Annotated in this window: 11 protein-coding genes; 2 read left to right on the forward strand and 9 right to left on the reverse strand. The window is 39.9% G+C overall.

The features are described from left to right. Nucleotides 1-87: 87 nt before the first annotated feature. Nucleotides 88-834 carry a sulfite exporter TauE/SafE family protein gene (locus ACJJH9_RS11665; protein WP_444886542.1) on the forward strand — a complete coding sequence of 249 codons (747 nt, stop codon included), beginning with the start codon at nt 88-90 and terminating at the stop codon, nt 832-834. Nucleotides 835-1,050: 216 nt separating this feature from the next. Here ACJJH9_RS11665 and ACJJH9_RS11670 read toward each other — a convergent pair whose 3' ends face one another. The 5 genes from ACJJH9_RS11670 to ACJJH9_RS11690 form a co-directional block, all read right to left on the reverse strand. Further along, nucleotides 1,051-2,169 (reverse strand): hypothetical protein, encoded by a 1,119-nt coding sequence (locus ACJJH9_RS11670; protein ID WP_444922849.1) that lies wholly within the window; start codon nt 2,167-2,169, stop codon nt 1,051-1,053. Between the two features lie 293 nt (nt 2,170-2,462). Beyond that, nucleotides 2,463-2,726 carry a DUF7660 family protein gene (locus ACJJH9_RS11675; RefSeq protein WP_444922850.1) on the reverse strand — a complete coding sequence of 88 codons (264 nt, stop codon included), beginning with the start codon at nt 2,724-2,726 and terminating at the stop codon, nt 2,463-2,465. Next, nucleotides 2,723-3,808 (reverse strand): hypothetical protein, encoded by a 1,086-nt coding sequence (locus tag ACJJH9_RS11680; protein WP_444922851.1) that lies wholly within the window; start codon nt 3,806-3,808, stop codon nt 2,723-2,725. Before ACJJH9_RS11680 ends, ACJJH9_RS11675 begins: the two co-directional genes overlap by 4 nt. 309 nt (nt 3,809-4,117) lie before the next feature. After that, entirely contained in the window at nt 4,118-4,327 is a 210-nt protein-coding gene (locus tag ACJJH9_RS11685; RefSeq protein WP_444922852.1) for a helix-turn-helix domain-containing protein, read from the reverse strand. 1 nt (nt 4,328) lies between these two features. Next, nucleotides 4,329-4,838 carry a DUF2975 domain-containing protein gene (locus tag ACJJH9_RS11690; protein ID WP_444909265.1) on the reverse strand — a complete coding sequence of 170 codons (510 nt, stop codon included), beginning with the start codon at nt 4,836-4,838 and terminating at the stop codon, nt 4,329-4,331. A 139-nt stretch (nt 4,839-4,977) separates the two neighbouring features. Between ACJJH9_RS11690 and ACJJH9_RS11695 the strand changes: the two genes are divergently transcribed. Next, nucleotides 4,978-7,053 carry a S9 family peptidase gene (locus ACJJH9_RS11695; RefSeq protein ID WP_444922853.1) on the forward strand — a complete coding sequence of 692 codons (2,076 nt, stop codon included), beginning with the start codon at nt 4,978-4,980 and terminating at the stop codon, nt 7,051-7,053. A 452-nt stretch (nt 7,054-7,505) separates the two neighbouring features. On the opposite strand, the gene ACJJH9_RS11700 is transcribed toward ACJJH9_RS11695, so the two are convergent. The 4 genes from ACJJH9_RS11700 to ACJJH9_RS11715 form a co-directional block, all read right to left on the reverse strand. Then, complete coding sequence (locus ACJJH9_RS11700; protein ID WP_444922854.1) at nt 7,506-7,997, reverse strand: DUF4156 domain-containing protein; 492 nt, start codon at nt 7,995-7,997, stop codon at nt 7,506-7,508. Nucleotides 7,998-9,325: 1,328 nt separating this feature from the next. Continuing rightward, nucleotides 9,326-9,880, reverse strand: coding sequence for a hypothetical protein (locus ACJJH9_RS11705; protein ID WP_444922855.1), 555 nt, complete (start codon nt 9,878-9,880; stop codon nt 9,326-9,328). A gap of 1,332 nt (nt 9,881-11,212) precedes the next feature. Further along, nucleotides 11,213-11,545 carry a hypothetical protein gene (locus ACJJH9_RS11710; RefSeq protein WP_444922856.1) on the reverse strand — a complete coding sequence of 111 codons (333 nt, stop codon included), beginning with the start codon at nt 11,543-11,545 and terminating at the stop codon, nt 11,213-11,215. A 214-nt stretch (nt 11,546-11,759) separates the two neighbouring features. Beyond that, nucleotides 11,760-12,155 carry a hypothetical protein gene (locus tag ACJJH9_RS11715; protein ID WP_444922857.1) on the reverse strand — a complete coding sequence of 132 codons (396 nt, stop codon included), beginning with the start codon at nt 12,153-12,155 and terminating at the stop codon, nt 11,760-11,762. Nucleotides 12,156-12,860: the final 705 nt, after the last annotated feature.

A 12,860-nucleotide genomic window follows, 5' to 3' on the forward strand; every position in this document is an offset into this window, starting at 1 on the left:
TTACCACAACCACTAGCCTTAAAATATTTTTATGCTTACCTTTAAGAAATAAAAATCCCTATTGTAGGCACGAAAATCCGCTGACACATGATCATTACCCTCCTTCTAATTCTCGGCCTGGTTACTGGCTACATTTCTATTATGGCTGCAGGTGGTGGCGCACTGCTGCTGGTCCCCCTAGTAGGATTTCTAGTTGGCCCCCATTTAGTCGCCCCGGTATTAACAACAGGAAATGCGATTGCATCTCCATTCGGCGTGTATTTATTTTGGAAGCACATAGATTGGAAGGTGGCATTATGGCTAATCCCAGGCATTATACCTGGAGCAATTATTGGCGCCTACGTTTATACCCAGATGCACCCGCTATTAATAGAGTTTACTGTCGGCTTATTCTTAGTTTCGACCATATTTCAGTTTGGATTCGGGCATAAGAAACGTTCATTTGTTATGTACCTGCCGTACTTTCCCATGCTCGGCTTTGTCACCACACTCTTCTCTTCAATTATTGGCGCTGTAGGCCCCGTACAAAATCCTTTTTTCTTAAATTACGGACTTAACAAAGAGGAGCTAGTCGCAACCAGGGGGGTAAGCTCTTTAATGATGCACTCGACGAAACTTGTCGCTTACTTCCATTTTGGCGCACTTAACACTGAATTAATTACTTACGGCTTGACCATTGGACTGGGAATTATGACAGGCATGTTTATAGCAAAACATTTCCTAAAGATAATAAGCATACAAAAATTCAACAGCTACGCACTTTCGATCATGTTTGTATCTGGGTTGATTTTAATTTTTCGAGTTAGCGTGCAGCTATGGGAGGCAGTTTCATGATCCACAAAATTACAATTAAAACTGACAAGCAACAATTCAATGTTGAAGCCTTTAAAAACCTTAAGATCTTATGATTTCATCTGACACAAAAGAACACCCCCTTCAACAAACCCAGCCATAAAAAATTCAAAACATCTTATAAGCCCCACACCACCATAAAGACCAAGAGGCTATTATCTTTAACTCTTTGGATATACTCATAATTAGACATTAACCCTAATTTTCTTTCCCTTTAAGGTATTCTTCCTGAGATATTTCTTGCCCATACCGGAGAGCATCATTAAACAGTCGATTATTATTGGGAATTGGAGTTTGACCTTCCTCTTCACCATAAAATTTTCTGTATATATTTTTAGTATGATGATCCCTCCTAAACATGACTGACTCAAAAGGATAGTCAATAAAAATATGCCTTAGATTTAAATATTCACCTGTTTTAATCGGCATCAGCTCAGACCTCAAAGACGTATAGTAATTTTTACTTTCAACTTCAATCTTCTTTCTTCGTGGATCATCTTCTTTCAAAGAGCGCCATTTCTCGTATAACTCATGTCCTTTTCCACCTTCAATTGTGGCTCTACTTGCAATAGATGCATATGCGTCCTTACCCAGTAAAGCTATTGCAGACTCAGGAGATTCTTTTGCATATATCATCTCAGGGGAGTTCACTTGTATTTCTGCAACCAAACCACTACTCGTTTTAATTTTAGAGTTTACTCCGCTATAACCTAACGGATCCACAGATCCATCGATAACTTTTACCATTGCTCCTTTTGCCCTAAGCATTCCAACCACTATAGGGATTTTATCCTGCGGTACCACAATGGTATTCCTTGCAAGATCCTTGATTCGAGTTGGGTCGCCGCCGTAATCATTAATAACTTTTTCCTTAGATCTCTCTAATGACTTTATCGGCACTTTAGCAACACTCCCCTCATTCATAGCCGCTATTTTATCAGCTAGGAGGTCAATTTCTTTCTTCGCTGCGGGAGCTTTTGCATATAACTCATCAAAGCCCTCGATCTTCTCAGAGAGGAATGATGACCGATCGCTATTGGAAGCCTCATTTGATACATACTGATGGGACTCAATTCCAACAGGCAACCAATTTTTATTTTTCGTTGAGTTCCCAACAAATAAATTAATGACATAACATCTAGAATCAATAACGCAACTGCCTTTTATGGCACTAGATTCCTGCCAGAACGGATTAGGCCTTGAAAAGCAGGGCTGAGCCAGTGTCGCAGAATCAACCTTTAAAGGTACCAATAAGCCAAATACTAAATAAATGACATTATAAAGAGTCAAATAGCATAAAATTGAGCGACTACTCATGTATCGACCCCAATTGAAACGTTTATTCACAGTTTATATCTGGAGAGTAAAAAATGGATACCTTAAGGTAAACGGCGACAAGAGTCAGAATAAGATTACTCAGAATCACTATATCACTTAAATAACTTTGAAGGTGTAAATATGGATTTCACCCAACACCATCTAGACCATTATCAGGGAGTGTCATCTTGCCTGCCTAATCACCAATGGAAAACATTTGGCAAGCTCCAGGATAACCGCCTATTAATATCTAAACATATTATCCTAGGAGATAAGTAGGATTCCCTGGCAAATCATTCATAATTTCTTGCTGCATAAATAATTTCAGCAAAGACTTTCCACTGAACATTTTCAGGCATACCCTTCCCTTGATTTGCATAGAATCCATCCATGTCTTCCGTCCATGCAGCCATTGCTTCGAGAAAATTGGCTAAATCAGTATTTTCCCAGGTTGATGCGTTATTTTTGAAATCTTCAAGTACATCCAAAATGAAACTGGAAAAATCAGCCCTTGTTTTAATTTCACCCAGCTTATTTGGCAGATCTAGTGATTTCATCGATCTTCACCTTCTTCACGGATACGAATAGATGTACCATCATTACGACTGGTAAACTTAAATGATCTGGTAGATAATTGCTCTGATGTGGCGGGAATTATTCTTATCGGCTTATTCGCCTCTTGGAAAGCTTTGAGCCTTCTATTATCCAGGGAGTAAATCTTTCCGTCACGACCAAAAACCCGAATAGGAGGGACATCATACGCAGTTACTTTACCCTCTTTAAGGTCTTGAATTAAATCTTCAACTTTATGACCATTTGAAAACGTCGGCTTAATACTATCCTGGGTAAATCTAACTTCTTTGGGGTTTATCAGCCCCTTTCGGATCACAGCAACCCTTGGGGATGCTACCCATTCACTGTAGGACGTAAAACGACCTCCAGTAGCATAAGACCGAACTCGAAACTTGTAAGAACCACTATTTAATCGATTATTTTTTTCAATCGGGAGGGTTACTGAAACAACTTGTGCTCCCATATAGACTGAGGACCATGTTGCGCAATCATCTTTACATTGCTCAATTTCATACCCCGTTATTTTTGCTCCAGTATCTGGAACTTCCCATTGAACTTTGACCGTTCCATGAGATTCTGGGTTGTCTGAAGCAGTAATCACTGATAAAGGGGCTGACTTTACAGGAGGCTGTACCTGCTGAACTCGTTCTCCCTCGCCACCAGAAGCGGTAACATTTCTTGGCGAAGAAGGTGGGATAGCTACATCTACCCACTTTTCATTGGAATAAGCGCCACATCCACTATTATTACAAGCCCGGACCTTAAATCCCCAAGATCCTGTAGATAACTTTTTAGCCCGATAAGAATGCCCAGAAATTTTTATGGGCTTAGACCAAACTCCATTATTTTTTTGCTTTACAAGCTCATAGGTGTCTACCGTCTCTGGGGGAGGATGCCAAGTTAACGTTATATCCCCAGTTCGACTTTTCATTTCCGAGACAGCTATTTCAACTTCTGAGGGCGGTGCCACCCCAAAGGCTGACTGACTAGAAAAGTTATTAGCAAAGGTTATAAGAGAAAAAGAAAGTAAATATAAATATGTAATGATATGCAGTTTAAAAGCCACTACTATCACCCGAAAATTTATATTGGTGAGTGGGAACTACCAATTGCCATATTACGGCTGACAATTATAGGGTATAGCTTAGCCATAAAAGAAGATAGCTGCTGAATTGCTGGTCAGCTTTTAGTGTGGAAAGTTGATGAACCACTACAGAAAAAATTTTAGGAAAGCAATACAATGCATGAAGATATACGGAGTCCAAAAGTTTATTCTTAAAGGTAACCCCGTACACTAATGTTAGATTCTGGCGAAATTTTAATTGACTATAACCTAGCCCCTTAAGCTTTTCCTATGAAATATCCAGTGAGTAAGTCACTCATCTCGCCTGAACTCTAAAATATCACCTGGCTGACACTCTAGTGCCTTACATATTGCCGATAGGGTGTCAAACCTAACTCCCTTCACTTTACCACGCTTCAGCAGGGAAAGATTAGCCTCAGTAATTCCTATCTCTGCTGCCAACGACTTTGAACTGACTTTTCGCTTAGCCAGCATTACATCCAAATTGACAATGATAGCCATGCTAAACAAACTCTTTGTTTTCTTGATCGATTTGTTTTGCTGCACGCAAAATATAGAGGACGCTTACTAGCACGAACAATGTAAATAGCCTGCCGATATCAAGTGCAAGGAATAGAGTAAGTTCATTATTATGCAAATACGATAAATAACTAAGCCACAAAGATTCTAACATACGTACCAAAATCGCAGCGCCATAAAGCCAAACCAGCCATAGGTAGCATCGGTCACTCTCCTTACCAAAGTAATCCCCCTTGGCGTACTGTCCAAAAAGTCGCCAAAGCCAATAAATAAACAACCCGGAAAGCACAAAAGTTGGCAACTGGCCGAGGAATAGCATCGGTCTGAACTGATCACCTAGCCCCCACAACTCTTGAAAAAGTGGGTTGCTGCTATTGAAGGCATTCATGTCATAGAAAAAATAATTGATCAGCAAGCTGCTAACAGCAATAAGGCTGATTACCACGATTGCCCAGCGCAGACGTGCACTTAATACCTGGATCTTATGATTCACAGATTAACTCCTATTGGATAGGCAGGCATTATACAACAATATTGCATTTCTGCAATCAAGCAATTAATTATTACTTTACAATAATTTATTGCTGATCTACAGCATGCCTCATAGTCATTATTGATAAGGAGTAAAGCACATGGAATTACAAAATAATCGTTGGTCAGTACGTAAGGCCATCTGCTGGCTAAGTCTTGCGGCCGCATTTAGTGGCTGCAGCATTAACCACCTCGTGGAGGATTCAGTATCGGCGGAAACTCAGCAGGAACTACTCTCTGTTGAGAGCTTCTTTAATGACTCTGCAATCAGCGGGGTTAAATTATCTTCAGATGGGCAGTGGCTAGCCTGGCTTCAGCTGCACAATGGAGCACCGAATATCTATGTAATGCCGAGTAATGGGAGTATTGAAGATGCCTTCCCGTTGACCACTTTTGCCGACGGCGCAGATAGCTTTTCTTGGGACAAGCATCAGCTCAGTATGTTTGTCTCTAAAGACTCGAAAGGGAATGAACTGCACCAGATCTACAGATTGGATCTGGAGGTAAAAGATAAAGATCTGAGTTTGCTCGACACCCAAAAATTAACCTCAAAAGACAACGCGAGATACATGATTTTAGGGCAAGCTTCAGAAAAGCCCAACAGTCTGACTATCTTTGCTAATCACGACGATCCGAAGCTGTTAAGTTTTTATCAGTTGAACACCCAAACTGGTAAGTTGACATCAATAATGTCTAATAATCAGCGCTTCCATGATGTGCTGATTGATAAAGAGGGAATTCCTGTCGCCGGTGTAAGGTCCAACCCAGACACATCCATGGAATTGTTTATTCACAAGAATAAATCCTGGCAAGAGGCTCTGAAAACTGAGCCTGGAGAAATCTTACACCTGTCGAGTTATAACTCAGATCTTGGGAGAGTGTATTTCGAGTCTAGTTACGGTGAGGCAGACACATCGGGGTTGAAGCAATTGAACCTGGCTTCAGGAAAAATTACTGATGTACATACAGATCCTAATAAACGTGCCGATATTTACAAGACTCTTTTCAATAAAGATGGTGAGCTTCAGTTGGTTTCTTACTACTATGGGTACCGAGAAGATTATCCGGTTAGTAAGGAATTCCAAAAACACTGGCAATTTATCACCACTCAGTTTACTCGCAGAGTAGAGATCGATGTTATCTCTATAAATGAAGAGTCTGGCATTTGGTTGTTGGACATTGCTAGCGATGTCGATCCGGGAGCATTTTATACCTACAATCAAACAGACCAGTCGCTAACGCGCTTGATTGATAAAGATACTAAATTAGACTCTGAATCTCTGGCAAAAAGACATTCTATCACCTATCAGGCCCGTGACGGTATCACCATCCAGGCCTATCTTACCCTGCCCAACGGCAAGAGTAGTCAGTTACCGCTAGTGGTATTGCCGCATGGTGGCCCATGGGCTAGAGACTATTGGAGACTGGGTGATAGCTTTTTCAACCGTGTGTCTCAACTGTTAGCAAATCGTGGTTATGCCGTGTTGCAACCCAACTTTCGTGCATCGACAGGCTTTGGGGAAACCTTTATTGCTTTGGGTAATCATCAGTGGGGAACCGGTGCGATGCAACACGATCTCACTGATGGTGTTGAGTATTTAGTAGAACAAGGTATTGCAGACAAAAATAGAGTGGCCATCATGGGTGGTTCTTATGGAGGCTATGCGGCACTTTCCGGGTTGACTTTCACCCCTGATGTGTATGCAGCCGCGATATCTCTCGTTGGTCCATCAAGTTTAATCACATTGATAGAATCATTCCCGGAGTATTATAGACCCTTTCTTTCCAACTGGTTCAAAGCCGTTGGTGACCCTTTGATTCAAGTTGATCGAGAGGATATGCAAACCAGATCACCTATAAACTTTACGGACCAAATTAAAGCTCCCTTACTGTTAGTCCAAGGTGCAAATGATCCTCGTGTTACTCAACTTGAGTCTGATCAAATTGCTATAGAAATGTATCAAAAAGACTTGGATGTCGAGTACATCTTAGCTAAAGATGAGGGACATGGATTTAGCAAGCGCATTAATAAGATGGCTTATTTAATAAAGATGGAAGAGTTTCTTGCTGAGCACCTTGGTGGTGAATTGAATCCCGAAATCCCTGAGGAGTTTATTACTCACCTGGCAGGGCTTGAAGTCGATATATCAAAATTAGCCGATAAGCATTCTAAATAGATTGGTTCTGAACTTAAGATAACCGCTCTTATAGGTCACCTGGCTTTAGCTGATGCCCCTCATCATTGGTTAAAGCCAGATCAACATTAATGGGAGAAAGTTAAAGCTGGAAATAAACAAGGTTTGAGGCATAACTACTACATCTAAACCCTTAATCAGCCCATCTTGAGAACACAAAACTCTTAAATTTATTTCCATTCAAACAGACAAAAAGAATTTCAAATATTAACAGGAAAACATGACTAGAATTTTTTTACAGAAACCAAACTAAAGAGCACACATCCAGAAATACAATAAACCCGATAGGTAGTATTTTACTCTACCTTAACAAACACACGTACCTCCATTGGAATACGCACAAGGGGGCCAAGATTTGTTATGAAGGACACTCCAACATTATCAAACATGACACCCCTATTTATCAGGATAACTTTCTAATTCTCCCAACCAAACTAAATACCGCGACTCAGTATTTTTCGCTTTTGCTCTCCAAACTCTTTTTTAGTAATAATCCCTTCATCCAATAATGCTTTAAGCTCTCTTAGCTTTTCAGCTGATGACGCCACGTTGGCCTCAACAATTGGTACGGGAGTTGGGTTCTCTGAAGTCTTCTTAAATAACATCCCATTTATTTTATAGGTATTCACATAGCAGCTAGGTGTAAAATGAGGCTCTATCGCAGTATAAATTTGAACATAATCACCACCTAATTCTGATGCCTTATTTTTCAGTGCTATAATTGCCCTCTCATAGGTCCCTTTGAAACCAAAACCACCACATCCCTTGCCATCTGTTGCTGTAATAGTGCCAATCTCGGAGTAGTTATCTGCTGGATCAGCCTTCCCCACTTTCACAACCTTACCCTCATCACTGAGCATTATTGCTGGGCCAGTACAACCGACCAAATATAAAGCCCCTAATATCAATATTATTTTCTTATGCACTTGCAACACTCCTTTATATTTATAAATGATTAGTCAATTTAATTAGCCACACCCACTTATCCAAAGTCCCAATAAATCAACACTTTCAATATTATCAACTGAACCAAGCCAAAGATAAACAATGGTAGCAGAACCTGATGCAGGAACACCATGAACACAGATAGATCTATTTTTTGAAACAAGCCTTTTATCCTAGCCAGAAAACATACCCCCAGGGAAATCACGCCGATAATCGTTATCGCAAACACTACCTCTGAAAGAGAGTCAGTTTTTTAGAATGGTTTCAAGTAATATAGAATAAAATAGGTTATTCATTTACGTCCGCCGTGAAACAGTATCCCTGAAAAATTAATAGATAAGTCCAAAATCAGCGCTGAACTTTACCACACCAACTTGAGCAATCATATTACTGAGTAAAAAGACGAGAGTTCAGGATCAAAGCGATGTGCAAGTTGTTGAATTCATCACGTAGAGGGCTTTACGACTGGACATCAAGATCGGCCACCCAGTCTAAGCGTCAGCATTACGGAATACAACATGATGGCTTGATACTGTAACGCTTTATAGCCAATAAAAATGTAGAGAAGCTCACCACCTGACGAAGGAATTGGCCACTGAAGGAGGAGTAAAAACAATTGCTACCAGTATGCGTCGATAGGGGCTGTAAGCCAAGGTAGTGAAGAAATATAAGGCCACATAAATTCAAAAACATAGTCTGCCGGTGGCCCCAAATTTGCTTGAGCAAAACTTCGCTGTAGAAGCATCGTAATCAGAAGTTGGGTGATTCATCTGGCTATAGAGATAGACCTTTAAAGGCGACAAGTTATTGGTCAGGAAATGTCGAAAATGATAACGGCTACATTACCCTCCAAATGGTTCTCAGGAGACGCAAGAAATCTACGAATTTTAACGTTCATACTGACAGAAGAGGCCAATAGAGCTGTAGAGACCACCAAACTTTAATTACAGCGTATGATCTGCTGTATACCGCCTATAGCTACCTTAGATCCGAGGCGTTTTAGGAGTAACTAGCCGTTTGGCGGTATGTCCGTTGTTACTGGGGAGAACCAGTCGAATGGGGCAGTTAATTGTGGAAATCTTGGCTTTAATTGTATTCTGAGAGCACCCTGTTTATTCATGCTGTTAATCTAGTATGGTTCGTTCTCACTAAGCTAGCAGCAGCTCTCTGTTGGTAGAAAATGATCCAACTCTACCAACTTAGAGCCATTTAAACTTCAGAATTATTCTGATTCCTAAATCTAATCAGTAAGGAGTAAATCCAGTGGTAGGCTGTATTTTTCCCCCTACCAATTAGCCTTACAAATCCATCACATAAGAATTACAGCCTTCTCACCCCTAAAAGGTAAAAAGCAACCACCGGAGGCTGTCATAAGGAATTTTACGGTAATTACTGATCCCTTAGTTAGGTCATATCCTGCTTTTGAATCAGCGAACTCAATAGATAGATCCTGAAAACCATAACGATCTATATTAAGTGAAGCCTCATCTGATTCGGCTAACTCAACAACACCTTCCCATGTAAACCACCGGTTTTTGTATTTTGACTTAAAAACATCTTCTTTCTTGTCATCACTGTACTTGCTTCCACAGCCGACTTCGTTGTTAACTGAAGAGTATGATTCGTTACTCACTGGGTAATCAGGCTTGATAGATTTAGTTTTTGTAATTGCGCCATTTCCCCCTGATGAGGTTTCATATTCAGTGCCATCTGACAAACTAACAAAAACGATACACAAGATTAACCAGGTAAATGATAAACCTCTTGCAAGGGCGGAATATCCCTTTCGTAAAGTAAACCATGAAAAAATAATCGGTAATAAAAAAATACCTACCCCAAGGAAAAAATTTGCCGTTTTATTCACGGGAACAACACTTTCATTTGGCCTCCCGCAATTTGGACATGCTGGAGCGGAATCACTAATGTCGTTATTACAATCAGCGCACTTAATCATTGACATCTCTTTCACCACTTATATCAAGGTCAATTAAAATTTGACGATCTTACCTAAAGCGTTTACCTGTTCTGATAAACATTACAACAACTGCTCTAACTAAAGCATCATAAATAATTTAGCGCCAAATGACAAAAACCCATTGATATCAACTAATTACATCATATTTTTATTAAGACAATCAAAAAAAAGCTGTCATAACTGTCAAACCTGTAGACAGAGGTACTTACAAACCTGGCTAATCGAAAATTTACCACTTGATGGTTTTTTTGTAAGTTACCCGTTGATTTTTAAACCAAGAAGAAGCATAAGAACTTATTGACAAAAAAGGGGAAGTGCTAAGACAATTTTTTACACATCATTATCAGCTTATTTAGAACCGAATCTAGAAACACTTGGCTCCCGCCAGGCCACACAATCAACTCTTACGATTTACCCACAATATTCACAAAAATCCCCAGGCTTTCGTAATCCAGCTAGGTGAGATCATCAGAGAAATCGGTGAAGCTTTGACCACCCCTCAACTTCAAGTGATCACCTATATGGTGATACAGGCCGATCAGTGTACCACTCTTGCTATCCTGCACACCGGGCAAATCGAGTAGGCAGCCTTCAGTTAAGAGCCCCCAACGTTTTGCAACACTGGGCGCAATACATAGAGATCCGCGCGTCTGTCGAAGAATTCCGGGGCTTTCCTATCCGGGCTTAACTCGCCTAGGCAGTAGTTATTTTCACCTCTAGGTACAGCGCTGCGGGATCATAGCTAGTATCTGCGGAGAAAATATGAATTCCTGGATAAGCTCAGCCGAGGTATTTTCAACCGTTATATGATCTTTATTGGGCACGTTATAGAAATAGGTGTATATTAATAGCGTATTTAAGCAGCCGTTAATGACTAGGCACTCTATAACCGTGTATATAATCGTACCAACTACGAAAACTTTAATGGTTTGACGCTTCTAAAACACCCCAGAAAATCAGACATTCAGCAATGTCAATAACGAAAATATTCGTTGGTTACAAATAAGTATCAATCTGAAGCAAAAAATCCTGGATTGACCAGCAACTTATGAGATATACCGTAACAAGACTTTGTATTTATTAGTCGGAGAAAAAGTTTCCTTTTATATTGACCTGCAATACACATACATCGAACATAAAAGTAAAGTTATTGGCCCTAGTAAGACTTGACCATTAGAAATCAAACCTTACTAAAACCTTAAAATAATTCTTTTACAGAGCCTATTTTAGATCAATTCTACGAATGGCGCAAAATTGTTTTGATGAACTTCCAGACCATAAGTTGCTCGTAAAAACCTCCATCCTCACATTTCTTTGTGCCGTATAGCCAGTGAGAGCTATCGAAAGTGCAGTTTGATATCCCGGCATACTTGGACTGATATAGCCACCGCTGGGGCACGCATTTAATCCAGTATCAAAATAGATAAGCACATCACCACTACCATAATCAGTATATGAATTAATTTCCGTGATTTCCCCAATATTAGTTAAAGATAATGCTAACACCTTGGAGTTAAGCACTATTCCAACAATCGCTACTAATATTTTCCTCATTCATTACTCAGCTTACCATTTTCTTAGTATCTATTTGACCAGCTTCATCACCCAGGCTACTAATACAAATATACATATTATCGCTAGTCGGTATGACTGTGATAACTTAGCCATTAATAAGTACCCGCTTTGATTACTGCCTCATTTTCTTGTAATTAGATAGGTATTTAAAATTTTTTCACTGATTATGATTAAGTAGTGTATGCTGCAGCCTTTAACTTTCTTTAAGGCGAAGATGGTAAAATCCTTGTGACCAAATCTCACCCCATGATTGCGAACAGGAAGAAAACTTATCTTCACTAAACCACAAGGTCACACTCTTACCAGTTGCATGTGCAGTGGTCAGTAGAGAAAAAGCTGCCTTACAGGATTCTTGTTTGAACCCGCCCTCTATATCCTCTGTAATCTTGCACAGTCCGACACTTTGAAAGTTAGTGCCGCTACTACTGTCTTTTATACTGGCGTTAACATTTCCGTTTAACGCAATTTCTACCGTAGTTACTTTACCGGTACATTCGGTGCCAGAGTAGGCGACACCAGAAGCAAAAAGAAGCCCCGGCAGAATTACTCTCCCGGCCTTTAAAATATATTGCCTTAATTTACTATTCATATCTACTTCACGCTACATTTAAATTTTGAGTTAAGGGGCTTTTAAATAAGGCACACTTTATTAACTTCTTGCCACCAAAGAGCAAAAAACATAAGTTGCGCACAACTGGATCATAATATCACATTTGAGTTTTCAAATCGGCAAGAATCGCCTGATTAGATAGAGCCTAGCAAGAAAATTGTTTCAGATACCTCAGAAGCCAAACACTCCAACTCTACGAAAGAGTTACATATTTACTTTTTAAGGAGTTGCAACTCTAATATATAAAACCAGTACAAACTGATTAAATTAATTGGTACGCTTAGCAAAGATAGCCCTAGTATTAAGCAGAAAATTGAAACTCTATATTTTAACCACCTAAGTAACACTGGACATCAAGACCATTTATTCAGCTCTTAAATGACAGACCACCAAGGAAACAACACACAATTTATAGATCTGCACAATAAGGTGAAAATTGACACTCCAGCCATCTAAACCCGACTCACTCACAGTCCATTTAACAGTAAATGGACCTGAAGCAGAGGAAACCATGCCCCAAAATCATTGACAAAAGCTAGTAGGGAAGACAGTAAAAGGGAGAAAAGGACAACTATACGTGGGCCTAAAGACACAACTACCACCGGAAACTTGTATATTTTTAAAATCGGCGCGCATCATCCGAGGTTTACAACAGTTGTCAATTTTACGGTGAGACCAGCCTTA

It is taken from the genome of Microbulbifer mixtoriginis (SeqCode), assembly GCF_052466715.1.

Bases quoted from the DNA above. Each gene is read 5' to 3' on its own strand.
- ACJJH9_RS11695 (WP_444922853.1), top strand. From the start codon at position 4,978: ATGGAATTACAAAATAATCGTTGGTCAGTACGTAAGGCCATCTGCTGG.
- ACJJH9_RS11665 (WP_444886542.1), top strand. From the start codon at position 88: ATGATCATTACCCTCCTTCTAATTCTCGGCCTGGTTACTGGCTACATT.
- ACJJH9_RS11670 (WP_444922849.1), bottom strand. From the start codon at position 2,169: ATGAGTAGTCGCTCAATTTTATGCTATTTGACTCTTTATAATGTCATT.
- ACJJH9_RS11685 (WP_444922852.1), bottom strand. From the start codon at position 4,327: ATGGCTATCATTGTCAATTTGGATGTAATGCTGGCTAAGCGAAAAGTC.
- ACJJH9_RS11715 (WP_444922857.1), bottom strand. From the start codon at position 12,155: ATGAATAGTAAATTAAGGCAATATATTTTAAAGGCCGGGAGAGTAATT.
- ACJJH9_RS11675 (WP_444922850.1), bottom strand. From the start codon at position 2,726: ATGAAATCACTAGATCTGCCAAATAAGCTGGGTGAAATTAAAACAAGG.
- ACJJH9_RS11710 (WP_444922856.1), bottom strand. From the start codon at position 11,545: ATGAGGAAAATATTAGTAGCGATTGTTGGAATAGTGCTTAACTCCAAG.